The organism is Deltaproteobacteria bacterium (genome assembly GCA_016208165.1).
Taxonomy (GTDB): Bacteria; Desulfobacterota; Desulfarculia; order JACQYL01; family JACQYL01; genus JACQYL01.
In genome coordinates this window covers 1-25453 of record JACQYL010000097.1, presented here as the reverse complement: position 1 = coordinate 25453, position 25453 = coordinate 1, and the positions used below count along the sequence as shown (strand labels likewise).

The 25453-nt window shown below is 57.2% G+C and carries 23 protein-coding genes and 1 pseudogene; 4 read left to right on the top strand and 20 right to left on the bottom strand.

All coding sequences use genetic code 11. The annotated features are described in order from the left end of the window. Positions 1-116 precede the first annotated feature (116 nt). From HY788_18235 to HY788_18225, 3 genes are all read left to right on the top strand, one after another. The gene (locus HY788_18235; GenBank protein ID MBI4776085.1) at positions 117-1763 is read left to right on the top strand and encodes a GGDEF domain-containing protein; all 1647 of its coding nucleotides are present in this window, start codon (positions 117-119) and stop codon (positions 1761-1763) included. Between the two features lie 550 nt (positions 1764-2313). Then, positions 2314-3177 (top strand): ATP-binding protein, encoded by an 864-nt coding sequence (locus HY788_18230; protein MBI4776084.1) that lies wholly within the window; start codon positions 2314-2316, stop codon positions 3175-3177. Then, positions 3174-4052: a 4Fe-4S binding protein gene (locus HY788_18225; protein MBI4776083.1), complete on the top strand. Its 879-nt coding sequence runs from the start codon at positions 3174-3176 to the stop codon at positions 4050-4052. The genes HY788_18230 and HY788_18225 overlap by 4 nt, the downstream gene beginning before the upstream one ends. Positions 4053-4067: 15 nt before the next feature. Here the strand turns inward: HY788_18225 and HY788_18220 are convergent, their stop codons facing one another. The 8 genes and pseudogenes from HY788_18220 to HY788_18185 all read right to left on the bottom strand — a co-directional run bounded on the left by HY788_18220 (position 4068) and on the right by HY788_18185 (position 10390). Beyond that, positions 4068-4721: a TrkA family potassium uptake protein gene (locus HY788_18220; GenBank protein ID MBI4776082.1), complete on the bottom strand. Its 654-nt coding sequence runs from the start codon at positions 4719-4721 to the stop codon at positions 4068-4070. A gap of 12 nt (positions 4722-4733) precedes the next feature. Further along, positions 4734-6119 carry an ATPase gene (locus HY788_18215; GenBank protein MBI4776081.1) on the bottom strand — a complete coding sequence of 462 codons (1386 nt, stop codon included), beginning with the start codon at positions 6117-6119 and terminating at the stop codon, positions 4734-4736. A gap of 132 nt (positions 6120-6251) precedes the next feature. Next, a complete protein-coding gene (locus HY788_18210; protein MBI4776080.1) occupies positions 6252-6599 on the bottom strand; it encodes a hypothetical protein in 348 nt (115 codons plus the stop codon). A 199-nt stretch (positions 6600-6798) separates the two neighbouring features. Continuing rightward, positions 6799-7551, bottom strand: a complete 753-nt coding sequence (locus HY788_18205) for a class I SAM-dependent methyltransferase (GenBank protein MBI4776079.1) — start codon at positions 7549-7551, stop codon at positions 6799-6801. Positions 7552-7651: 100 nt separating this feature from the next. Beyond that, complete coding sequence (locus HY788_18200; GenBank protein MBI4776078.1) at positions 7652-7954, bottom strand: NfeD family protein; 303 nt, start codon at positions 7952-7954, stop codon at positions 7652-7654. Positions 7955-8149: 195 nt separating this feature from the next. Then, entirely contained in the window at positions 8150-8449 is a 300-nt protein-coding gene (locus tag HY788_18195) for a hypothetical protein (GenBank protein ID MBI4776077.1), read from the bottom strand. Positions 8450-8668: 219 nt separating this feature from the next. Continuing rightward, on the bottom strand, positions 8669-9301 hold the full coding sequence (locus HY788_18190) for a GAF domain-containing protein (protein ID MBI4776076.1): 633 nt from the start codon (positions 9299-9301) through the stop codon (positions 8669-8671). A 529-nt stretch (positions 9302-9830) separates the two neighbouring features. Then, positions 9831-10390, bottom strand: a pseudogene (locus HY788_18185) (four helix bundle protein). Positions 10391-10939: 549 nt separating this feature from the next. On the opposite strand from HY788_18185, the gene HY788_18180 reads away from it, so the two are divergent. Next, the gene (locus HY788_18180) at positions 10940-13396 is read left to right on the top strand and encodes a hypothetical protein (GenBank protein ID MBI4776075.1); all 2457 of its coding nucleotides are present in this window, start codon (positions 10940-10942) and stop codon (positions 13394-13396) included. On the opposite strand, the gene HY788_18175 is transcribed toward HY788_18180, so the two are convergent. The 12 genes from HY788_18175 to HY788_18120 form a co-directional block, all read right to left on the bottom strand. Beyond that, positions 13347-14576, bottom strand: a complete 1230-nt coding sequence (locus HY788_18175) for an aminopeptidase P family protein (protein ID MBI4776074.1) — start codon at positions 14574-14576, stop codon at positions 13347-13349. The genes HY788_18180 and HY788_18175 overlap by 50 nt on opposite strands. A 426-nt stretch (positions 14577-15002) precedes the next feature. Continuing rightward, complete coding sequence (locus HY788_18170) at positions 15003-15485, bottom strand: hypothetical protein (protein ID MBI4776073.1); 483 nt, start codon at positions 15483-15485, stop codon at positions 15003-15005. 754 nt (positions 15486-16239) lie between these two features. After that, positions 16240-16896, bottom strand: coding sequence for a TrkA family potassium uptake protein (locus HY788_18165; GenBank protein MBI4776072.1), 657 nt, complete (start codon positions 16894-16896; stop codon positions 16240-16242). Between the two features lie 93 nt (positions 16897-16989). After that, positions 16990-17601 carry a hypothetical protein gene (locus HY788_18160; protein ID MBI4776071.1) on the bottom strand — a complete coding sequence of 204 codons (612 nt, stop codon included), beginning with the start codon at positions 17599-17601 and terminating at the stop codon, positions 16990-16992. Positions 17602-17608: 7 nt separating this feature from the next. Then, positions 17609-19081: a TrkH family potassium uptake protein gene (locus HY788_18155; GenBank protein ID MBI4776070.1), complete on the bottom strand. Its 1473-nt coding sequence runs from the start codon at positions 19079-19081 to the stop codon at positions 17609-17611. Between the two features lie 12 nt (positions 19082-19093). After that, positions 19094-19756 (bottom strand): TrkA family potassium uptake protein, encoded by a 663-nt coding sequence (locus HY788_18150; GenBank protein MBI4776069.1) that lies wholly within the window; start codon positions 19754-19756, stop codon positions 19094-19096. Next, the gene (locus tag HY788_18145; protein MBI4776068.1) at positions 19753-20193 is read right to left on the bottom strand and encodes a TrkA family potassium uptake protein; all 441 of its coding nucleotides are present in this window, start codon (positions 20191-20193) and stop codon (positions 19753-19755) included. Before HY788_18145 ends, HY788_18150 begins: the two co-directional genes overlap by 4 nt. Beyond that, positions 20183-20908 carry a response regulator gene (locus HY788_18140; GenBank protein MBI4776067.1) on the bottom strand — a complete coding sequence of 242 codons (726 nt, stop codon included), beginning with the start codon at positions 20906-20908 and terminating at the stop codon, positions 20183-20185. The genes HY788_18145 and HY788_18140 overlap by 11 nt, the downstream gene beginning before the upstream one ends. Before the next feature lie 9 nt (positions 20909-20917). Further along, on the bottom strand, positions 20918-22756 hold the full coding sequence (locus HY788_18135; GenBank protein ID MBI4776066.1) for a HAMP domain-containing protein: 1839 nt from the start codon (positions 22754-22756) through the stop codon (positions 20918-20920). A gap of 186 nt (positions 22757-22942) precedes the next feature. Then, positions 22943-24304, bottom strand: coding sequence for a sigma-54-dependent Fis family transcriptional regulator (locus tag HY788_18130; GenBank protein ID MBI4776065.1), 1362 nt, complete (start codon positions 24302-24304; stop codon positions 22943-22945). 183 nt (positions 24305-24487) lie between these two features. Next, positions 24488-25087: a class I SAM-dependent methyltransferase gene (locus HY788_18125; protein ID MBI4776064.1), complete on the bottom strand. Its 600-nt coding sequence runs from the start codon at positions 25085-25087 to the stop codon at positions 24488-24490. A gap of 17 nt (positions 25088-25104) precedes the next feature. After that, on the bottom strand, positions 25105-25290 hold the full coding sequence (locus HY788_18120; protein ID MBI4776063.1) for a TonB-dependent receptor: 186 nt from the start codon (positions 25288-25290) through the stop codon (positions 25105-25107). Between the last annotated feature and the right edge of the window lie 163 nt (positions 25291-25453).

The following is a 25453-nucleotide window of genomic DNA, read 5'->3' as shown; positions in this document are numbered from 1 at the left end:
GGGAAAAAGGCTCGAAAACGAGCAGAATGGATGCCCGAGGGGGTTTTCTTACTGCGCATTGACATGATACAGTATTTGCCAATATCCGTTGAACCTTAGAATGAGGGCATCTGCCGATGAAACACCCGTTGACCGTCGACGAAATGATGGAAAGTGTGAGGAACCTGCCGACTTTGCCCGGCATTGCTATCAGGATCATGGAGGCGGTTCGGAAGGACAACTCGACGCTGAAGGAGATATCGGATATTTTATCCGTGGATCCTCCTCTGAGCGCCAAGATACTCAAGGCCGTAAATTCCCCTTTGTACTGCCTGGTCAGACCTGTCACGTCGGTCCATCACGCCGTGACGCTTTTGGGGACCAACGTCGTCAAGAATCTGGCATTGAGCTTCTCCATCGTGCAAACGAACCACAAGAGCGGAGGGGCGGACAGCGGATTCGACTATGCCCTGTTCTGGAAGACATCCATCATCAGCGCCGTTACATCGAAACTCATGATGAAAAAAATACGCCCTGAGACGGCGGAGGATGCCTTTGTGTTGGGCCTTCTTCACAACATCGGCACGCTGGCGCTGCAGAACGGCTGTCCGGATCAGTATGCCCTAGTTCTGGAGGAAATGCGGGCTACTCAGCGGTATTGTCACGATGCGGAGCAAACGGCTTTCGGATTCAACCATATGGACGTGGGGGAGTATCTGATCCGAAGCTGGGGACTTCCCGAACGGTTTTCCATTCCCGTACGATATCATCACTGTCCCGAGGGCCCTGAAGGAATACAGTCGGAGTTGCGGGACCTCGCCAAAGTTCTGCATTTGTCATCCCTGTTCGCCGATGTCTTCACGTGTTCCGGAAAGAACGTGCATCTGGGCGTTCTCGAGTATCATGTGGAGAAGTACGGCTTCTTTGACATAGGTTGTATTCCGGAAATCACCGAGGAGACCCAAAAACATACGGCGGACATGTTTCCCTTGTTCGAGATCGAGATCGGATCGGAAGAGAGCTATATCCGGATCATGGAAGAGGCTCGGAAGGAGCTTGTGCACGTGTCCGAGGATCTCATGGAACGATTTATCGAGCAATCCCGGCAAATGGAAACGCTGAGGGAGAAGGCGCTCCGTGACCACCTAACCGGGCTTTACAATCATCAGGCGTTTCAAGATGCTTTGGAACGGGAATTTCACAGAACCCAAAGGTACGACCTGGATCTGTCCGTCATACTGTTGGATATCGATCATTTCAAACAAACGAATGACGTTTACGGGCATCTCGCGGGAGACCATGTGCTCAACGCCGTGGGGCGTTTGTTGGACGAAACCGTCCGTAAATGCGACATCGCGGCAAGATATGGGGGCGAGGAATTCGCCGTCCTGTTGCCTGAGACGCGTCCGGACGATGCATTCAGAGTAGCGGAACGTATTCGAAAAAGGATTCAGACGCTCTTGATCGACTACGAAGGAACCTATATCGGAGTGACGGTCAGCGCCGGAGCGGCTTACATGGAACAGGGCCTCGACCGATCGAAAACCGATCTGCTCCAAAGGGCCGACAAGGCCCTCTACCTGGCGAAGGCCCACGGAAGGAATCGATGTGTGCTGGCTGTTCAATCGAAAAATAGCGAAATGGAAGAGACTTTTCGTGCAGTGGCCGGCAGAATGCCCGTACCCGTGGTCGGACAGAGGGGCCAGTCGGGTAAGGACGGATACGCAGAGATGTTCATGACGTCTGCCGGGGCAGGTCGAACGATTCAATCCACCCGCCACTAATAGTGGTCCCACCCGGGAAAGAAGGACGGCCGGAAGGCTTGGGGCTTCGGACGCGTCCCGGCTGCAAAGGACCCGACCGTGTTTCGATCGCGTCCCGATTTTGGTATTTCAGCCCATCGGCTTGCAGGTTACTTGTCGAGTAAACAACACGTTGCAAATTGCATCCGATGCAGCTAGGTCAGGTGCAATTCACCTGATGCGGAATGGATATTTTGCCAAGCCGGCTGTACCACGCCACTCGCCATACCATAAAAAATATAGTAAAATAAGATAGTTGCCAACGTATCCGAGGACCGCCTGCGTCTATGGCATGTATGTTGCCATAATGCGTCCCGGAAGATTCACCAAATCGGACCGGCTGCCGGCAAGGCGGCAGAACGAAGCGAGACCCGTGCGCAAGGAGTCCCTATAACGCGGTTTTCGGGCGCATTGGGCCGGCCCAAGGGTGAATTCGTCAAAGCGGATTACGATACCGCACGGATAAACCGTATTCTTGAACTCGATCTCTCGCGTTGCTTCAATAGATGGAACAGGTTGTTCGGAGGAAACCATGATCGTTAGCGTGGCCAGCGGCAAGGGAGGCACCGGAAAAACCATGGTGACTACTAACCTCGCCGCCGCCCTGGCGGATAATGTGCAACTGTTGGACTGTGACGTGGAAGAGCCGAATGCGCACCTGTTTATCAAGCCCGAATGGACCGTTAGAGAAACGGTCACCACGTTCGTTCCGAAAATCGACGAAAACAAGTGCACGTTCTGCGGCGAATGCGCCAAGCTCTGCCGGTTCAATGCATTGGTAATTCTGAAAGACACCACTCTGACGTTTGCCGAGTTGTGCCATGGCTGCTTGGGATGTCTCAGGGTGTGTCCGGCAGACGCCGTAAAACCCGGTGAACGGGAACTGGGAATTCTGGAACGCGGAGTTCGAAACGGGATCGAACTTGTGCACGGACGTCTTCGCATAGGCGAAGCGATGGCGCCGCCGCTCATACGAAAAGTGCGAGAGCAGGCGCGCAAGGACCGTCATGTGCTTATCGACGCGCCTCCGGGTACTTCGTGTCCGGTCATAGCCGCGGTGAAGGATACCGACTACGTGGTGATGGTCACTGAACCCACACCGTTCGGCCTGTACGATCTCCAACTGGCGATCGAGGCCGTTCGCGTACTGAACCTTCCCCACGGACTGATCATCAACCGGTGCGATGTGGGTAACGACCAGGTTTGGAAATACGCGGAAAAGGAGCACATACCCATATTGATGGAAATTCCCTTTCAGCGGGCTATCGCCGAAGTCTATGCCCGGGGCGACCTTATCGTGGAAGCCCTGCCCGAGTGGAAAAGCCGGTTCCGGTCCCTCTGGGAAAACATTGTCCAACAAGCGGAGAAGAGCCGGGGAAGGGAGTCGGAGCAATGAGAGAGATGGTGGTGATCAGCGGGAAAGGCGGCACGGGAAAAACCAGCCTGGTAGGGGCATTCTCCGCCTTGGCGCGCAACAAAGTGCTGTGTGATGCGGACGTGGACGCCGCGGACCTGCATCTGCTGCTTCAGCCGGAAATCAGAAGACGCGAGTCGTTCCAAGGCGGCGGACTCGCCGTCATCGATGTGAACAGGTGCACCGGTTGCGGCCTCTGCATCGAGCTTTGCCAGTGGAACGCCATCAGCGACGACTTTGTGGTGGACCCCATCGCGTGCGAAGGGTGTGGCGTGTGCGTTCACTTTTGTCCGGAAGACGCCGTGGATTTTCCCCGTCAGACGTGCGGAGAGTGGTACGTTTCGGAAACGCGTTTTGGTCCCATGGTGCATGCGGGGCTGGGCATTGCGGAAGAAAATTCGGGCAAGCTGGTGACTCTGGTGCGAAAAGAGGCCCGCAACCTGGCGGAAGCTCGGGGGCTGGACCTCATCATAACGGACGGCCCTCCCGGGATCGGTTGTCCGGTCATCGCTTCCATAGGGGGCGCAAGCGCTGTCCTGGTGGTGACCGAGCCCACCGTATCCGGCGAGCACGATCTGGAACGGGTCCTTCAACTGGTCAAGCATTTCCGCGTGCCGGCCATGGTGCTCATCAATAAATCGGATCTCAACCCGGACATGGCGGGAGTGATCGAGAGGAAGATCCGTGAACTGGGCGCCGTGTTTGTGGGGAGCATCCCCTTCAGCAAAACGTTCACTCAGGCCGTGGTGCAAGGTAAGACGGTGCCTGAACTGGACCCCAATGATGAAAGCGCTCGCAAGGTAATTGAAATCTGGGAGGAAGTGCACAACCGGCTCGCCTCGCTGCCGTCCCGCTAGGGGGCCGGTTCGAATTCAGGGCTGCTTGATTTTACCGATGTCCTGGGAAAGCCCCAGAATGACCAGAATGTCGCCGGCCTTGATTACGAAGTCCGCGTGAGGCGCCAAGACGAAGTTCTCCGGCGCCAGTTCTTTGACTGCGATCACGTGCACATTGTGTTTGGCCCTGAGATTGATTTCCTTCAGACTCTTCCCCACGAACTTCGAAGGCGCTGCCACTTCCACGAGTTCATATCCCTCCGCCAGTGGGATGAAGTCGATGACATTCGGATGCGACAATCCCCGTGCGACCCGATTCGCCATGTCTTTCTCCGGGTGAACGACTTCCGCAGCCCCCACTTTTTTCAGGATTTTTTCGTGATCTTCATCCAATGCTTTGGCAAGGATGTTCCGAACACCGATTTCGTTCAGATACAGACAGATGAGAATGCTCGTGCTGATCCTTTGACCGGTGGAAACTATGACGCCGTCCATCGTTTCCAGGCCCAGGGCATTCAGTTCTTCCCTGTTGCTCGCGTCGAGTAGGATGGCTTCGCTGCAGTAGGGGGTCACGGCCTGAACCCTTGCCCGATCGAGATCGATGGCCACGACTTCGTTCCCATCTTCGTACAGAGCCCGGGCCACATGAAACCCGAACTTACCCAGACCAATGACGGCGAACTTCTTCATGATTCACCCTCTCTATCCGATCATAACGTTTTCCTCTGCGAATTCCAGTCCGTTTCCAGCCCGGCCTCCGGCTATGATGTACGAGAACGTCAATACTCCGACTCGGCCGACGAACATCAATAAGATGATCCAGCTCTTGTCCCATGCGGAAAGCGCGGCCGTGGCGCCCATGGAGAGGCCCACCGTGCCGAAAGCGGATACAACCTCAAAAAGGCGGGCGAGGAAGTGATTGGAGGCCGTAACATTGTCGGGACGGCCGGAGGCATCATCGAGGAGAACCATGAATAGGACCAAACCGATCAGCCCGACCGATACCAGAATCAACGACATGCTCCTGGTCACGGTTTCAGGCGGAACGCTCCTCTTGAACATATTTACACGCCTTGCGCCGCGGATCCGGCTCCAACTGAACGCGGCAAGGAGGGCCAGGGTGGTCGTCTTGACGCCTCCTCCGCAAGAGCCCGGCGAGGCTCCGAAAAACATGAGGAACATCATCAGGACCAATGTGGCGTCGCTCAAACCGGCAATGTCTACCGTGTTGAATCCGGCGGTTCGGCAGGTGACGGACTGGAAGAGCGCATCCAATGCCGATTCCATCGCGGATTTCCCGGAGAGGGTCCGGGACTCTTCCAGTACGCCGAACACACCGGCTCCCACCAGAATCAGTACGGCGGTGATTACGAGCACGGTTTTTGTCTGCACCGCCAATCTGAATCTCCTGGCGTTCCTGTCTCGGACGTTGCAGTAGATGTCGTAGACCACGGGAAATCCGATACCGCCCAGTACGATCAACGAGCACATGGACAGGTTTAACAGAACGTCGCCGCTGTAGTTCATCATGCTGTTCTCGAAGAGAGCGAACCCGGCGTTGCAAAAAGCGGAGATCGAATGGAAGACGGCCATGTACAGTGCTTTTCCGGCCGGATACTCTCCGTGCCAGTGAATGAAAAGCAGGGCTACACCTGAAAGCTCGACGATGGCCGTGAACGCGAAAATGGTTCCCAGGATCTGAAAGATATCACTCCTAGGCGTATGAGCGAAAACGTCCTGAAGCACCATCCGTTGTCTGAACGAAACGTTCCGACCCACCAATCGAAACAGCATCACGGATATGGTCATAACACCCAGACCGCCGATCTGGATGAGGAACAGAATGACACATTGGCCGAATGCGGTGAAATAGGCCCCCGTATCCACCACTACGAGCCCCGTCACACACACCGCTGAAGTTGCCGTAAACAGGGCGTTTATAACGGATATGCTTCCGGACGTGCTGGCGGCGGGCAACAGGAGCAGCAGGGCGCCCAAAACGATGACGGCCAGAAAACTGGACACCAGCAACATGGCGGGGTGCATCCGCATCAATTTTCGCCATGGCCGCCGTCCGTTCGGTGTCATCTGCCCCTCGTCGGATGTTGTGGTCCAGTGAAGATTTCGTTGTATGCGGGAGCGAATTGTACCACGCCTCTGCGGCTCCCTTTGCGATGCCGGCACATTCTGCGTGTATTGCCCCGCTATTTGTTTTCGGGTTTATACCTTCAAAACACGCACGACCTCGGACCATCGGCGCCGGTCATCGGCCGTCGTAGGGGCGGGTTTTAAACCCGCCCCTACGACGTCGTCATGGTGCAACACAACAATACCATGAATATGATTGGGCATAATCACAGACGCATCCAATTCAACCTCGGGATAGTGATTGGGCAAATCGCACCACACCTGGCCGATGATTTTTCCATAATCATTCAACGTTATTTCCGCGTTTACTACATCGCCGAACAGGCAGATCCGATTATGGGCGCAGATAGTTACAAAATACGCACCGTTGGTGGAATAGTCGTAACCTCGCAGACGTATGGATCGGCGGGTGTTTACCATTCGGTCATCTCGTCCGTTATTCTCATGATTAGGGCGGGTTTGAAACCCGCCCCTACGATCATGTCGTCATAGAACACGATGATACCATGGAGATAATGAGAGATCATCATCCAATCATCCAAACCTTCAGGGAAATGGTACGAAAAAAGTCATTCTATTTGCGAGGTCGATTAAACCCGGACACGAGAAAAGCCTGCCTTTATTCCGCTCGCAAAATATAAAAAACATATCCGTAGCAGGTCCCGTGCCGCTCGTAAAGCGCCATTTCCTTCTCGGTTTCCCTGATTTCCTCGATCAGTCCGGCGTCGGTTTCCGGATTCCGCAGCAGTTCCTCGCATCGCCTGTTGAGAGGCCCGGAAAAGGCCTGCCACGCCTCCGCGGGCAGGACGAAACGGTCCACGATGTGTAGCCCGAGATCGAGGGCGGCCCGGCAGTTGGATTCGAGGGCGCCCATGGACGGATACCATTGAGACCACGCTTGTCGGGCTTCCTCGAGGGGACTATCGGTGAGCCACGTCATCTCGGTGAGCGCCAGGAAGCCGCCGGGCCGGACCAGCGGCGCCCATAGCCGCAGACCCTGCCGCCACCCCAGAACAAAGATGGCTCCCTCGGACCAGAGGAGATCTATGGATCGGGGGGCCCTAGCCGGATTCGCAAAATCCGCCAATAGCGTTTCCACCTTGTGGGTGAGACCTGCCGCGGCTGCGCGGGCTTGCAGTTCTTCCAGAAAAGGGGCGTACACATCCACCCCGATAACCTTCGTATTCAATGCTCTTGCCAGTGTAAGCGTGGCCGCTCCGGCGCCGCAACCGAAATCGACCACCACCGGCTCCGGAGGCAGGGGAGAGCAACGTTTCAAAGCCGCAAGGGTCGCCGCTTCGGTACCGGGTCCCTTGCGTTCGAGTCCGTGGAACAATTGGAAAAGCGCGCTTTTGTTCATAAAGTCATACACTCCCTCTCCTGTAACCGCACCGGTCCGGCGGCCGGAGATCGGAACGGCCTATTCCTGATGAAGATGCCACGGGTACGTGTCGATTCCGGGAACACCTGCGTCAGACCCGTTCGTCGAGGGGTTCCACAACGAGTGTCAGTCCTTCCACCCGTCGTATGACCGCTTTCCGATTCGGCGAGAGCGGTTCTTCGCCCACCGCGTTCCACAACTCGCTGTTAAAGAGAACCTTGCCGCTGTCTGCTCCCCATTCCTTGACCACGCATGTTTTGCCCACCATCCCTTGAGGACCTGAAGGTGACGGTTTCTTGCGGTTCACAAGGGCAAAGATGAGAGGGAACACCAGGTGTTCTATAACCTCATACGCCGCAAGACAGATAACGGCAATCCATATCCAGTCCGACACGACGACGTTCCTCGGTCCATAACCGCGCGCCCGGCGATCCATACCGCGACGATGACGCCGAACACGATCGGTTGAGTGCGCATTCTGAAAACGGAGGTTCGCGCGAACACGGGCCCTACTCGAAATTGGATCGCCACACCCGGAACAACCATGTGCATTACCGGCATGCGATGGCCGTAGATTCAGGAGCCCGGGCTACCGGGGGATGACAACATCGTCGTCGTCATACATCCCCTTTTCGGCCGACCTGTGGCAGGCCACGCAATTGGAAAGCGAGCCCACCGCCTTTCGTGTGAATACCGCCGGCGAAATCTCGCGGTGCTTTTCCCGGATATAGGCTGTTTCAGTTCCGGGCGAGTTGATCCCCGCCTCACATGCGCCTATCCGTCTGGAAAGAGTACATACTCGAAAAGGGAAAAACAAGGAAGACCTGAATGGAAGAGGTCCCACTTCCCGATAGGGAACTTGAACAGTGGGGTGGTAGGAATGCGGCATTGCGGCGCGACATTGGGTCGGGTGACTGCCGTTCGGTCGGCGGTGCGGGACGCAGCGGACGGAACATACCTCGGAACGTTCCGAGTCGGATCAAGATCGCATCCGACCCGACCCGGAGGAAGTAGTTCAGCAGGTCCGAGGGCAGGAAGCATCTCCTGTCCCGAAATCATGTTGCCGGCCGGCGGCATCATCCGGATTCCGGGATAAGAGGATTCCCGGTTATGAAGCGTCCGGAGCCGGGCTTCGCTCGCCCTTCGGCACGCTCATGGGAACGCCTTCGTAGGGAGTCCATTTGGCGGACTTCAGCGTCTTTGGATCGCGTCTTGTCTTCAGGATCTCGATGCTGTCTTTCAGACCTTTGTGCATTCGGGCCATTTCCAGGGCCATGCCGGTGATTTGCGCCACAGCCTGGACGAAGTTCACATCCTCCAGCGTAACCTCCCAGGGGGCAGCGGTATACACGCGTAAAGCGCCTATGGGATTCTTCCGAACCATGATGGGTATGGAAAGGATCGAGGCGATTCCCTCCTTCTTCGCCTCCTCGGGGTACTGAATCCTCGGATCGTCGGCGACGTCGTACACAGCCACCGGACCTTCGCTCAACGATCGAGCGATGGAACGGATCGAGCTGATCGGGCCTTTGTTCAGATACTCGTCACTCAAGCCGCTCGACGCGGCCACCTCGAGTTCGTTGCTTTTTCGGTTGAACAGAAAAAGCGCGCATCCTTTGGCTTCAAGGGCGCTTTTCACACTCGCCACTGTGAGCAGGGCGACTTCCTCGGGATCTCTGGATTCGGCGATGCCACTGGTGATGTTCAACAGAGTTTCATAGCTCATGATCTGTTTCTTCATTGCCGGCTCCTTTCGGGTGTTTTGGTATACAGCCTTTGGAGAGCCCAAAGCAGGTAACGAGTCCGACCGAAGAGCCTCAAGAAGTGGCGAAATCTTCACGAATCGGGGTTGGTTTCATGGACCTTACCATTCGACGATGGTTCCCGAAGCCGTTTAAGCCACAGGAAACGGGACAGTGAGTCCAACATGGAGCGGCGATCCAAGGGGAGAATTCCGGCGGCGGAGCGGTCCACCGCCGGGACAGCAGGAACTGGCGTCGAAAATCCGGCTGCTGGGATAAGAACAGCTCGTGTGAGCAAAGTGAACCACGTGCCCGAGACCGATACAGTCGGAAACGCTACCTCGGGGAATCTCTCCCGAATCCCCGAGATACCAGTAACCTCACACAACATCATCATACGACGGTCGGAGAAAGGTTGTCAAAGGGTTCGCCGTCATCAAAGAGACATGACGCTGACCATTTCCCTTTCAGGATCAATGCCGGCCCTGGACTCTGTGGTTTGCCCCAAGACGCAGCTCGCGGCGGTCTTCATGGCTTGCTTCTCGATCGGAGCCGCGCATGGTAGAGCTTTTCGGCAAAACCGCCTTGATCCGGAAACTGTCTTTCCACTTGCCTGAGCTGCCGATCCGGGAGAAAGTTGGTTTGGTTAATGAGTCACATCATGGTATTTGCCGCGACTTCGGCGGGAGCTTTTTCGATAAAGGCCTTATAAGTCGAATAAGACCTATCGGTCACATAGGCGAGCCTTCGAACGGATTTCGCCTTCGGGTGGTCCTTTGCCCAGAGCGGAAGCTCGTGCTGTCGCAAGAAATCTTCATAGTCGAGCAACAGCTCCTCCAAGGTCGCCCTGGCCACGCCGACCAGATTGAGTTCGGTCTTTTTGGAGGTGCGGAAGCCATGCTGCCCTCGGCGATGTTCTGTTTGCCGCTCCGAGCGGCTTGCACCATCTGATCGTGAGTGCGCGAGCGACGGTCGAGCCGGCGGTTACAGAATGCCACTGTGGCGTCATAGACGATCTCCGCCATCTGGTACGATTTGAGATTCCTGTATCCGCCATGGGGATCGATGAAACCGTCGCGGGTCTCCATTTTTCAAGGCTCCTGTCGTTAAGGTACTATTCAATAATCCTTCTTCGGGCCGGATTTCCCCACCTCGACCGCAAGCCATGCCAATGCTCCCGGCGTTGCCTCCCAAACCGCCTTGCTTCTGCACGCGCACATGAGGGCTTCCTTCATATCATGGTCTCCGGTCACTCATACTATTTCCTCCTGCGGGATCACGGTCATTGCCTCCATATAGGTACGGGACATCGAAATCCCTTGCTATGGACGTTAAATGCAGAGTAACATGATTTAAATGAAGCTCATACGATTTCTTTAGGTTCGATTCGTCCGGAAGCCGGGAAACGGCTTGTGGAAGATACGATGGATATCAATGAGCGTGTGTCCCGCTTTCTGATGGGCGTGTAGGGTGCGATCGAGCGCCCGCGTGTCGTCCGTTGGACATAGGGTATGTTTCAGCTCCTTTTGGCCGCCGCCGCAGAATGCCTTCTCTCGGTGAATCATTCCCGCCGAGACTCCGGGGACCCGAACGAGGTCCGTGCCGCCCATCCGGTTTCAAGCAAGGGAGGTCCCGCCGTGTCAAGAACCCTTTCCACCATCGTTCCGGTCGTAACGCTTTTGCTACTGTTCGGAATTCCAGGATTCCCTCCGAATTCAGGCCATTGTTCGACCGAAACAAGCGTCTTGCATCCCGGTTGGAACAGCTTGGACGGAACGCCCGCAAACGCCGCCCGAGCTATGGATCGTGGAAGCCGCTTTACTGCAACGGAATCTACGGTCGAACGCCTGCAGTTGAAGGTCGAACTGCCGGGCATGCTGGTGCGCGATACCGCGATGAAAGATGGAAACACGTACACCGTGGTCACGGCTCCCGGCTCCGGAATGCACGAGGTGGGCGGACCCGACGTTCCCGTATACGGGACATGGATTCTGATTCCCAACGGAACCCGGGCCACGGTGGAGACCGAGCCGGGGCAACCGCTCGTGTTCGACCAGGTCGACTTGCCGCCGATCCAGCCACCTTCCCCGGATGTGGAAGACGCTCCCCTCCCCCCGTTTTCCAGGAACGAAGCGCTATATGCCTCTGACGCGGATTATCCGGGGACCTACGCCCGGTTGGAGGCCACGAGCGTCATGCGGGGCCAGGAGTGCGCCATTCTCCGGCTCAACCCGTTCCAGTACAATCCGGTGCGAAAAACGCTCTCCGTCTACCGGGACCTTGTCGTCACCGTGCGGTTCGATGGAACCCCGTCGCCTATCGAACAACGTCTCAGAACGGAATCCTTTGACAAGCTCATGCGCGGAATGGCGCCCAATGCGGATGCGGTGCTCGCCCTCGGGGAAAGCGAAAAGAAAGGGATCCGAAAACCATCCGTGGAGCCCGAGCTGTTGTTCAGAGCGGCCGGGGGGATCGGTTGGGACTACATCATCATCGCCCACAGTAATTTTTCGGAGGCTGCGTACAAACTCGCGGCCTGGAAAGAACAGATCGGGTTCAAGGTGCTTACCGTCCCAACGCCTTCGCCCACGGCCGCGGATATCCGGAACCTCATCAAATGGTGTTACGATACGCTGGACATAGCTCCCTCCTATGTGTTGCTCATCGGAGATGCGGAATTCGTTCCTTGTGACTACTGGACCGAGCATCCCTGGGACAGCTATCCCGGAGTCACGGGCGACGCTAAGCAGGGCCACATTGGAACGGACCTGTACTATGCCGCCATAGACGGGAATGATTACACGCCGGACCTCGCCATAGGCAGACTATCCGTGGGCAGCGCGACGCATGCCCTGAATCACGTGGATCGCATTATCGAGTATGAGAAGGACCCGCCCGTGCTGACCACGTTTTACGACGACGTCGCCATATGCGCCTATTTCCAGGACGGGGTCGAAGGCACCCCGATCAACCCGGACGGCATAGAGGACGCCAGGTATACGCAGACGTCCGAAGACCTGGCCCTGTTTCTATCGGAGGCCGCGTACGGCATCAATAAAACCGTCACCAGGATCTATTACGCCCGGCCCATCGTGAACCCGGCCTACTGGAACGACGGGCAATTGTGGGGAACGGGCAACTTCGGAGGCGGACCGGCCGGTAATCCGGGGGACCCCATTCCCGCCTATCTCAAGAGACCCGGGTTCGCCTGGGACGGGGACTACCTGGACATCAAGGGCGCGTTTGAAAACGGCTCTTTCCTCATCACTCACCGGGACCACGGCGGCCGCCAGTATTGGGTGCAACCCTATTTCCATTCGTATCATATTGGCAGCCTCCAGATCCGCTTCGGCGAATCGCCGGTGGTCTGGAGCGTCAACTGCAAAACCGGGTGGTTCGACAACGAGACGGATTACTCGTTTATGTATGAAACGGATTACACCGGGTTGCACGAGGAATCCTTCGCGGAGTTCCTGGAAAGCTACTGCTCCTTCGGCGGTCCGGTGGGCATTATCGCGGCCACGCGCGTGACCGACACCATGTATAACGCTCGTCTCGTGTGGGGATGGACCGACGCGATCTGGCCCACCTTCATTCCCACCGAAGGATGGCCCCTGTGGATTTTTCGAATGGGGGACGTGCTGAATTCCGGCAAGGCCTATATGGCCACGAAGTTTGCCGGTGATACCTCGGGTTGGGTGCAAGCCCATTTCGAGATGTATCACTGGTTCGGCGACCCGTCCATGGAGATCCGAAACGCGTCTCCCGGATATCTTGACGCCAAACATCCGGCCCAGTGGCCCTGGCAAAACAAGCCCCACGATTTCAAAGTACACGTGCAGTGGCTCAACGGGTTCCCCGTGTGGTTGGCGAGGGTGACCGTCTCCCGTTCCGGGGCTCCTCTGGATCAGCGCGTGGGTTGGACGGACCTGAACGGCGACGTGGTGTTTGCGGATCTCGTCACCAGCCAACTCGGCGAGTATACCGTCACGGCCGTGTTTCCCAATGCCGTGCCTTACATCGGCACGTTCCAGTCGTCGGAATTCAAGCCGGCTTTTTTGTGGGGCATGTTCGGGAATCTGTTGGAGAAGTAGTAAAGGCGGGAACCTGGATTTGATCCCGGGGAGTGGTGGTCAATATCCGACACCGGTCCGGTGACACGAGAACCACATCCTCGATCTTCACGGGATGTCCGTTCGTTGTCGTGGCCGTGATTTCCAACGCCAGCGTCATGCCCGCCTGCAAGACGACTTCACTGCCTTTTTTCAGCACCGGGGGCTCGTTAACATCGAGCCCGACCCCGTGTCCGATAAAATGGGCCGTGGCCCCGGATGGAAAACGCAGGTACGAGTCCTGTATGCCCAGCTCCCGGGCCTTGTCGAGCCCAATCGAGAACGCATCCCCTATGCGCATGCCGGGCCGAAGCTGCTCGATCAGGTGATCCATGACTTGCAGTACCGCCTTGTACAGGGTTACCGCGTCGCCGGGCGGATGCCCCGGACAATAGGTGCGCGACTGGTCCGAGTGGTAGCCGTTCACGCAGGCCGGCACGTCGATAACGACCAGGTCGTTCCGCTGGATTTCGCGTCGAGAGGCCCCGACGGGCACCGCCGGATCGAGTCCCGTACCCGTGAGGCAAAAGGCCCCTCCGCTCATGTGCTGGAGGTTGTCTCCCGAGGCAAAAGGACCCCGGCCGATGAGCGCGTCCGGTTGCCTCATGAACAACATTCCGTCGTGTCCGGCCAATCGTTGGGCGTATTCGACCGCGGCGGAAAGCTCGAGTTCCGTTACGCCGGGACGCAAGCAATCCATCGCCGCCTCGTGTCCCGCATGGACGGCTGCGCAGGCTCGCCGGATCGCATCGATCTCGACTTCGTCCTTGGTCATTCGCTGTCGCAGGATCTCTTCCGACACATCCACGATCTCCCGCCGGCCCAACACCTTTTGCAATTCACGAAACCGTCCGACGGTAAGCAGATCCAGCTCCGTGGCCACGGTTGCTCCCGATCCTTGCCCCGGGAACATGCGGCCCGACATCTTCTCCAAACTCCGCTCGGAAATGATCTTTTCGGGCGGCAAAGGGCTGTCCCTATGGGCAAACTCGATGCCGTTGATCACGAACAGGAAATAATCGTCCGGCCGAACGATCAAGAAGGCCGGTTGCGCGGTCCCCGTGTAATAATACACATCTCTCGAATGAAACAGAACGGCTCCTTCGACACCGAGTTCGATCAAGGATTCCTGCAAATGGCGTATTCGTTGGTCAAACGGCATGTGTCCGCTCCGTATCCGTGGCCTGTGTATTCGATAGGCGTCGATGAGGCGGGTCGGCCCGTTATCCGGACGCGTTGACGATGCATCCAATGGAAATCCGCCGGAGAAAGACCACTCTTGGCGGTAGTACCGCAGCCGGCGCCGAATGGTCAAGAGGGAGTTTCGTGTTTTGTTGGGAGTCCTTCCCTCGAGAATCGGCTCCCGGAACTATTCCACACACGGGCATGGTTCCGAAACGATATCGAAACGGTGGAACGGGCTGTTTGGTCGAGTCCGCTCGCAGATACTTGGGGAACACTTGCCGGAACTTCCGAATCGGGGGCGTCTCCTCCAAACCGGCGCCGGACTGAGCTCGTTGAAAAAAGGACGGGCATGGGGGGAACTTTAATAAGCTTCCTCCCCATGAAGGATCACGACCGTTGCGGACTAGTTGCAGTCCACCAGCACGGCGTTGCCTGCTATCGAATCGGTGATTGTACTGGATTCAGTATCGGAGGAAACCGGAAAGTGCACATTTTTCCCCTGATAACTGCCGTTCAACGTGGCGTCCAGCAGCAGATGGTAGTCGGCCAGGGCCAGACCCTCCACATCGGTGGTGGCGGGTCGATCGCTGATGTCCGAGCTGCTCAATGACACCTCAATTTTGTCCGGCTCCATCATCACCGCTCCCCCGGTAACCACCCTTCTGTTGATCTGGGGCGTCTCCGTCACTGTGGTCGTGTAGGTGGAACCCACCATAGCGTAATTCCCGTTACCCATATCCAGCACGGAAACCTTGACCAGGATAGGCTGTATGCCCAGGAGTTCGTGCTGCAGCTGCCAGCACGCCATGGTTTGAGCCGAGGCTGTCGCCACGAGCAGTCCTGAAAACAGCATGGTAATTAGGGCCAGGAACATCGATTTTCTCATGTACTCTCTCCTTCTGGATGAAAATGGTATCCGGTTCCTTTCCGGACGTCGAATCAGATCGCCGCATTTGCGTAACGACCCTCTAACCTTCATCGGCGAGTATCTCTATTACTTGATTACTAATTGAACATTGATTTTAAGATGGGCGGATTTCCCGGGCCAAACGGCTGGAGATTGTACGTTGGACCAACCCCTATAATGACCCTATCCACAAGTCTCTTCGGTCAGGTGGCCGGTGCGCATGCCTTTGGGATTCCAGGAATCACCGCAATCCGGCAGGGGGGCCGAACGGGTCGACCGGGAGGAAGGTGAATTCTCGACGGCCGGAGAAGGGGCTTGGGGCGGGAAACAGGTATCCGTTCACGGGGTATCGGATGAGACCTTTTGGAATCTCCCTATAATTGTGTCATACGGCGGTATCTTGGGCGGGGTGGCGCGGACAACTTGTTGTCCGCGTTGCGCAGCAACAAGAGGCCCCACCCAGAGTATAAAATCACGCAACCCTACGATTTAAGACGTACAGCCACCTCGTGTCCTTGTATCTTAAGAACAACAAGTTGTCCGGGCCACCCATCCATCATGATCGATCCCTACTGTAGCGACGAGTGAGGCGGACCGGAAACGCCTCTCTGTTTATGGCAACCCCCCACAAACAACCGCTTCTTATGACCCTGCGAACAGGTACTAGAACAGGATGTTTGGGGTAGGGCAAGGACGTCGGCGGGAGGCGTTTCCGCGCCGGGCGTCGGTATGGTTACTTCAACGCCCTGATTCTCCGAATATCGTCCGACTTGCCCAGCATGATCAGGATGTCGGTATCCTTTATCACAAAGCTCGCAGGGGGGACCAAGAGGAAGTTCTCCGGCGCGGTTTCCTTGATGCCGATGATATGCACGTTGTATTTGGCCCGCAGATTCAGATCCTTGAGGCTCTTACCCACGAACTGGCTTGGCGGGCCGACTTGGATAAGGTCGAACTCTTCCGCGAGAGGGAGGAAATCGATCACGTTGGGACGGGATAGCCCTCGTGCGACACGCACAGCCATGTCCCTTTCCGGATGAATAATCTCGGTGGCTCCGACTCGTTTGAGGATCTTCCCGTGATCCTCATCCAGCGCTTTGGCCAGGATCTTTTTCACTCCCATTTCCTGCAGGTAAAGGCATATCAGGATGCTGTTGCTGATCTTGGTCCCAGTGGAAACAATGACCGCGTCCGTATTTTCCAGTCCGAGAGATTTAAGGGCTTCCTTATCCGTCGCATCCAGCACTACAGCCTGCGTGCAATGAGGGTCCACCGCCTGGACCCGGGCCTTGTCCGTGTCTATGGCGATAACCTCGTTACCGTCTTCGAACAATGTCTTGGCGCTGTGAAACCCGAAATTGCCAAGACCTATGACTGCAAATCGTTTCATGTTCATGCTCCGCCCGTTGGTCGGACCATCAGGTTCTGTTCGCGGTGATGGACTCTCCGGCCACGGACTCTGACGTTTGGCTGCAAAGGACCTTCACTTGACCCTTGGATTCATGTAGTACTCGCATTGAAGATGGTTTTCGGTCTCGCAGACCTCGTGCAGCCATCTTCCTCCCAGCACGAGCCTTTCCAGGTAGGCCCCGCACACGGTTATTTCGCGTTGGCCATCGATCGGAGTGTAATGAAGAAAATCACATAGAGCCGACAATTGTCGTTCCGGGCAATCATCCGGTCCGAGTCCGCCGACGATTTCCCGCAACTGACTTGAATTCAACGCGGCCCCCCCGATACACTTGACGAAATCCACTCCCGACCGATTCAGATCTTCCATCAGCCCGCGGTGCATGGAGGAGAGGAGCACGAGCACCGGACAATCTCTGGTGTGGGTGTTTCGCTTCAGCGCGAAGCACAGCTCTACCATGGTTTCTCGCTCCCGGATCGGCATCCGCCCGAAACGAACCAAGATCATCCGGGGATTTTCGTCCACGGCTTTGTCGAGGCATCGAATCGGGCTGAAGACCCGGTCCACATCCGAAGATGAAGGCTCACCGGCTTCCCCGGTGGGGTCGCACAGCAAGTAACGAAGGTTTCGGGCCGGACGCCTATTCCTGGATCTTGTTTTTTCCTTTGTCACAACCGCTTCCATTCATTCCTCACGCCATCGTCCGTCGGCCGTCCCTGCCGATCTTGATCAGGCTGACGATGACCACGATGAATTCCAGCCGTCCGAGGAACATGGCGAGCGTCTCCGCCCACAGGGCGATGTCCGGCATTTGGCCGGAAGTCACTCCCACCGAGAGCCCGACGGTTCCGATGGCGGAGGCGAATTCAAATAGCGAGTCGCCAAGGCTGTAGCCGCAGGCGCACAAGAGCAGGACCCCCAACAGGTAGGTCACCAGGTACAGGAAGACAAAAACCCCGACCTGCCGCACCCGGGCGTCATCCAAAAATGTACGGCGATCGCCCTCCCAGATGGGACGTTCCAGAATGGCGGACCGCGGCATGAGGGAACGCCTGATTTCCCAGAAGAGCAGCTTCCACAACAAGTAAACGCGAAACTGTTTGATTCCGCCGGCCGTGGAACACGTTCCGCCGCCGATCAGCATCAACACGATCAACAAGAGCACCCCAAAGGAATTCCAATTGCTGTAACCGACGGTGGAAAACCCTGTGGTGGTTATTGCCGTTATGGTCTCGAAAACCGCGACGCGCAATGATTTCCCGAGGTTCGGATAGAGCGCCCGGCAGGTCAGAAAGAAGAGGGCGGCTGCGGACAAGGGGATAAGTACAACCAGAAGGCGGACCTCCCCATTACGCGCAACAAGACGGAGCTTGCCGCGCCACAGGAACCAGGCGGTAACGAAGCTCAGGTTACCGAGCAGCATGAGCGGCAGTGTAACCGCCTCGATGGCCGTGGAATCCCAATAACCGATGCTCTCGACACGCGTGGAAAATCCCCCCGTGGACACGGCGGCGAAGGCATGGTTGACGGCATCGAAGAAGGACATGCCCGCCAACGAGTAAGCTACCGTTCCCGCGCACGCATAACAGGTATAGATGATCAGTACCAGACGGGACGACTGCCGAACCTGCGGAACGAGTTGATCGCTGCGCCCTTCGGCGCTCGATATGCCGACTCCCGTGGGGCCGACGATGGCCGACATCATGATGATGGCCAGCCCCGCTCCTCCGGCCAGTTGCATGACGCTGCGCCAGAATAGAATCATCGGACCGGTGTTGGCCACGTCCACAACGGAGAGGCCGGTGGTGGTCCAGCCGCTCGTCGACTCGAAAACGGCCCTGGAAAAGGGGAGCCCCGAAACGGACACGAAAGGCCATGCCGAAAAGAGGATGACCACGACCCAACTCACGAGAACGATGATGCCGCCCTCCCGGATCGAAAGGGTAACAATGGAGTTGGAACGAAACAGCCGCCACAACACCAACCCTGCCAGGCCCAGGGAACCCGCGGGAATGCCGAACGCCGGGGCATGCTCGGCTTCATCAGGGAAAGCCAGGAGCACCAAAAGCGGCGTGAGCATCACCGCGCCGGAAAGCAGGAGAGTCAGGCCGACGGAGGAGAGGATGGCGGCATAACGCTCTTTGAGATATTCCTTTTCCCGCAAGGTTCGGTTCCTCTATTTCCGTTCGCCCGTGAATACTTTCAGAGCTCGGCCATGGTTCTCCGGCAGGGTAATGAGCACCAGCCGGTCGCCCGTCAGCAACCGATTTGCTCCGCGAGGCACGATGGGCTGGTTGTCGCGGATCACGACCGCGACCAGGACGTTTTCGGGCAGAAGAATATCTTTCAATGCTTTTCCCGTGACCGGTGATTCGGCATCGAGAATGATTTCCGTTACGTTCACCCGACCCTCGCCGACCGGTAGGAGATTGGTGATCTGTTCCAGGGAGGCTCGTTGTTCGATGAGACTGCTGACGATATCGGTGGTCGAAAACGAGAAGACGCCCAGCTTGTCGAACACCTCGGCGTTGTCAGGATCGTTGGCCAGTGCGACCGTTCTCGGCACGCCGAATTTGAGGGCCGCCAATTGGCAAATGACCAGGTTGTCCTGATCGTTCGGGGTGATGGCGAGCACCGCGTCCGCCCCCATTGCGCCGGCTTCCTTGAGAACCCCGGCGTCGCTGCCGTCGCCGAAAACCACGGTCGCGGAAAGTTGGCGGGCCAATTGCACGCATTCCTCCTTATTGCGGTTGATGATGGTGACTTCGTATCCTTTGGCGGTGAAGTTCCGGCAAAGAAAATAGAGCGTCTTGCCGCCGCCCACGATGATCGCCTTCATGACCGTGCTCCTCCCTGTCCGGCGGCTCTATCGGCAACGGCTCGAACGAACATGTCCGAAGCCACGGACATCGGGCAGATGGTATCAATGCCCAATTGAGAGTAAACTTCCTCCCTTTTGGGATCGAACACCCTGGCCAGCACCTGGGGAACGTGGAAGATCCTTCGGGCCACCTGGGCTACCATCAGGTTGACGTTATCCTCATGGGTCGTGGCGATAAGAACGTCCGCCCTGTCGAGTTTGGCCTCTTTCAGCACCGTCATCCGGATGGCGTCTCCATGTACGCGAAAGCCGCTGAAATCGGGCGATAGGTCATTGAATGCATCCTCATTCGTATCGATCGCCACGACCGCATGGCCTTCGCGGCTGAGCTGATTGGCCAGATGAGCGCCGAGACGCCCGCACCCGACGATGACGATGTAGCGGCTATTCTTCATGTTGCCCCTCTTTGCCGGTATCGTCCCGGCTCTGGGTATCGCTCGAATCCGGACCGAGATCGATCTTGCCGAACTTGTCCCAGGAAGTAGTCCGATCCAGGTTCGCCCAGGCCGCTTTGAAAGTCGGATCGATGTCCAGCGCCGCGCGATAGAACTTCTGGGCCTCCAACCGGTCCCCCTTGATCTCGAGCAAGGCCCCGAGAAGGTTATAGGCCTCCGCCTGGGCCGGGTCCGCGGCGATGGCCTTACGGGCCGTTTCTCTGGCTAGGGCGAAGCTTCGGTCCGATATGTGACGCTTGGCCAGTTCGATCAGCGACCGGTAATCGATCGCGTTCTCTTCGTCTAGGGCCTCACGCTCCAGCACTGTTGTCGCAAGTTCACGGATTTCACCGGGGCTGAAGGGCTTCTGAATGAAGTCCACGGCCCCGAGCTTCATGGCCTCCACGGCGGACTCGATGGTTCCGTGGGCCGTGATGATGATCACCCGGGTTTTCGGCCAGTCGTCTTTGATTCGGCGCAGGACCTCCATTCCGTCCATTCCCGGCATCTTCAGGTCCAGAAACACCAGCCCGAATGATTCCCTTTGAAGCTTTTGCAGCGCCTCTTCGCCGTTTACGGCCGTCTGGACGGGAATTTCGAGGGGTTCAAGTGATTGCGACATGGTCAGACGGATGTTCTTCTCGTCGTCCACGACCAGAATCGGTTTGTTTTCCATGGGTTCCTCCTATCGGACTGCGGGCAGTGTGAAGGTAAAAGTGCTGCCTTGACCGGGAGATGATTCCACCCAGATCGCGCCGCCGTGCGCGCGCACGATCTCCTTGCAGATGGCGAGCCCCAGGCCCGTTCCACCGGCCTCCTGCCCCTTCACCTGAACAAATTTCTGGAAAATCTTTGAATGATATTCCGGGGGAATTCCCGGTCCATCGTCATGCACGGACAAATGGACCTGGGGTCCGATCCTGTGCGCCATGAGCTCTATGTGCCCGCCTTCGCGCACATACCGAAGGGCGTTGGAAATCAGATTGGTCAGAACCCAGGTGATCTTGTTGGCGTCCGCTCGAACCTTTGGCAGATCACCGACAATCTCCGAGGTGAGCGCGACCTCCTTCATGTCCATCTGGCTTTTAAAAACGGCTTTAACGTGATCGAACAAAGTCGGGACCGGAACGTTCTCAAACTCCATTTCGATTCTACCCGCCTCGATCTTGGACAAGTCAAGCAAATCATTGACCAGGGCCTTCATCCGGTGAACTTCCTCGTGGGCCGCCTGCAAGAGATCGCGGTCCTTCTCGGCAAGGCTCGGGGCGACGTGTTCCAGGAGCAAATCAACGCTCATTCCCAGGCTGGTCAACGGCGTGCGAAGCTCGTGGGATGCCGCCATAACGAACTCACTCTTGAGCCGTTCCACCTCCTTCAAACGAGTAACGTCCCTTAGCAGCAGTACGATGCCGGACAAGCTGCGATCCCTTCCTCGAACGGACGTGATGGAAAACAGATAGTGGCGGGATCGCTCTCCCTCCATGAGAGTAACGATCCGTTGCTCATCGGGAAGATCGGGTTGGACCCCCGTCTCAACGGTCTTGCGGATCAGATCGCAAACTCGGGGGTCCGGAAAAAGATTCGCACACCCCAAATGGGTCTTTTCCGCAAACTCGAGGTCCAGCATGCGGCGCGCGGCGGGGTTGATACCGGTCACATCGAGGTTGTTGTCGAAGACCACCAGGCCGTCCTCGATGCTGGAAAGAATCGCCTCACCCTTGTTCTTTTCGGAGATGATCTGCTCGATGTTCATCTCATGGTACCGGCCGAGCTGATCGGCCATTTGGTTGAATTCGTGGGCCAGACGACCCAGCTCGTCTCCGGCCTCTACAGGCACCTGAACCGTATAGTCGCCCGCGGAAATCTTTCTGGACGCCTCCATGAAGCGGCGGATCGGTCGGACGATCCGCTCCGTGATGAACAGACTGAACATCAGCGCCGCCATTAATGCCGAAGCCGCCACCAACACGGTGGACCAGATGGCGCGTTCGGCGACGCGGCCCGCCCGCACACTGGCCGCATACATGGTCCCCTCATTGAGCTGTCGCAGTTCGACACAAGCCTTCCTCACCTGGGCGAAAATGGAATGAACCGATTCCTGATACGTGGCTAAGGAAGCTTCGATCGGAGGTTTTTCCGCCTCCCGCAGCTCCGTCAGCGTGGAAAAGCGCTGCCGGTACTTCGTGTAATCGGCCTCGATGGATTGAACGAGTTCCGCCTCGCCGTGAATCGTGACGTTGTCCTTGGCGCGGGCTAACCACTCGAGAAACACGGCTTCGCTTTCCCGGAACTGAGCGATTCCCTTCTCGGCATCGCCCAGGAACAGGAGCAGAATGCCGCTATCCTGCCGCTCCAGGGCATCCACCATGTTCTCGGCGGCCAGGATGCTCCGGTAGTTTTCGCGGAGGATCGCGTCGCTCGCCTTGCCCAGGGACACCAGATTCGTAACAGCCCACGCGACCACCAGGGCCATGAGGGCAAAGGCGAAGCCGTATCCGATCAATATCTTCTTTTTCAGCGCCATGGGATGCAGTCCTTCATTTGGTTACAACAACCATCGATAAGAACAGAAGCAACAGGTGTGCCATTCGGCAACGTAAGCAATATCATGGAGTTACGGAAATGAATAAGGAAAGGGGCCTTGAAGCGTGAAAGATCGGGGAGCATGAGGCCTTGCATTATGCAAGGAGGATGAGAGCTATAGATGGAACTAGATTCCGTAGGCTTTTCTCCTGCGCCAAAGCGTCGCCTGGTCGATACCCAGAACGTCCGCTGCTTCCTGGAGCGAGGAGGTGTTGGCCATGACCCTTCTGATGTGCAGCTCTTCAATGGCGGACAAGGGCGCCCTGTCGCCAATGGCGGGGATGCCGACAGCAGGAGTGATACTGCCGGGAAGATCGGATTTCCCGATGCGTTCCCCGAAGCCCAGGATCACGGCGCGTTCGATGGTGTTGCGAAGCTCTCGAACATTTCCGGGCCATGCATAGCTCGTCAGGGCTCCCTCGGCGGCTTCCGTGAAGCCCAGGATCGTTTTGTGGTTGGCCCGGCGGAAATAAGCGAGGAAGTCCACAGCGAGCGGCATAATGTCTTCCGGTCGCTGCCGGAGGGGGGGAACGATCAGGCTGATCACATTGAGCCGGTAGAACAGGTCTTCCCGAAAACGGCCCTCGGCTACACGCCTTTGGAGGTCGGCGTTGGTGGCCGCGAGGATACGCACGTCCGCCTTGCGGGGTTTGGCCTCCCCTAGACGTTCGTATTCCTTGTCCTGGATGAACCGCAGCAATTTGGCCTGCACGGAGGGAGCCATGTCTCCGATTTCGTCCAGGAAGAGCGTGCCGCCCTCGCAGGCCGCGATGCGTCCGGGATGATCCCTCACTGCTCCGGTAAATGCGCCTTTGGCGTGTCCGAATAGTTCGCTCTCGAGAAGGTCGGGCGGCACCGCGGGACAAGCCACTACGGCCAAGGGCTTTGCCGACCTGTGGCTCCAATGATGGATAGCCCTGGCGAACACCGACTTCCCCGTACCGCTTTCCCCTTGGAGCAACACAATCGCCTCCGAAGGAGCGGCCTTTCTCGCTGTTTCGATGACACGCTGCATGGCGGCATTGAGGCTCTGAAGCCGCTCTTCCGGACCCAGCCGGTGCATGTCTTCTTTAAGCGCGGCCACCTCGGTTTCCAGCTCGCGAACCCGGCCGATCCGTCGGGTCAGAAACCTGACCTGATCGGGGGTGAAGGGTTTGGTGATGTAATCGGTGGCGCCTCGCCGCATGGCTTCCACCGCGCTTTCGATGGAGGCATGCGCCGTGATGACTACGATCTTCGTCCAGGGTGAGTCCGACAAGAGAAGGGGGATCAGATCCATGCCGTTTTCTTCGCCCAGTTTCAGGTCTACGAAGGCCAGGTCGAACGATCTCCTCCTGGCCTCCTCGACGGCGTCGGCGGGATTGCTCACCGCGATGACCGTATGTCCGTCCGCCGCCAGGCAGTAAGAGAGCGTCTTTCGGATGTTGGCCTCGTCGTCCACAATGAGGATGGCGAGGCGGATGGATTTATGGTCTTCAATCAAAGACATCGCGGTTCACGGTACGATCTTTTTACATCTGCAGCCCGACTCTTGTCGGGTCTTTTGGATGGGCAGGGCCGTGCACTCCAAGGCGCCGCCGGGTTTCATCAGATCTCTAAGAATTACTTATACTTGATTACGATTTGGAAATCCATTGAAATCGAGGGTCTTCGCCAGGGAAATGCCGTGCAATCATGGTTGCTTGTTCCCCTTCGCCAGGTAGCGCCCGGGTATGTCCACGATGTCTGAAAGCGAAAGTCCGGCTTCCCCAAAAAGGCTTTCCATCCGCGCGTCGTCCGGTAAAACGTCCCGCGCCACGGCCGAATGCGTTGCGTGGTGCTCCGACAACTCCCGACGGCTCAGCAGATGGGCAATAATCACGCTGCCGCCGGGGCGCACCACCCGGCTCATTTCCCGAAGGGCTCGTGCCGGATCGCTGAAATGCGGGAAGGCCGCAAAGCAGATCACCTGGTCAAAAAGTTCATTTCGGAAAGGCATATGGTGGACGTCCGCCTGCAGGACCAGGTCCTGCGCGGAGAGAGGTTTTCGGGTTGCCTGTCGGATCATCTCGAAGGACAGGTCAAAGGCGCAGATCCTGCCCTCTTTTCCCACCAACCGCCGCAAGTACGGTATCAAGACGCCGGGGCCGGTGCCGATGTCCAGAACGTGCATGCCCGGAAGCACCCCGAAATCGCGGATGAGCTCCTGAAGACGCTTGCGGACCGGCGCCGGATAGCAGTTCTTTTCCCACTCGCGGGCCCGGCTGTCGAAGAATGCGGATTGGGATGCCATGTCTGTTTTCTTCCCTATCAGAACTTGAACCCGACCCCGACCAAGCCGGTGGCGCCGGGCATGGGGTAGCCGGGCAGATACTCGTAGTCCGTGTTGGTTAGATTTTCTCCGGCCAGGAATACTTCGACGTTCAGTCCTCTATCTCCCACCACGAAATCGTAACTCAGTTTTCCGTTGACCAGGAAGTAGCCGTCCACCGTCATCGTATTCTTCGCATTTTTCAGGCTCGGGGCAAAACACCCCGATGACCCATGCTGCCGGAATGACGAGGCCGGAAAGGATTCTTCGATTGGCTGTTCTTGTTTTTATTCCTCGAATGTTCATATGCTCTGCTCTCCCTTGGTAACCTGAAGGACCGTGGCTTTT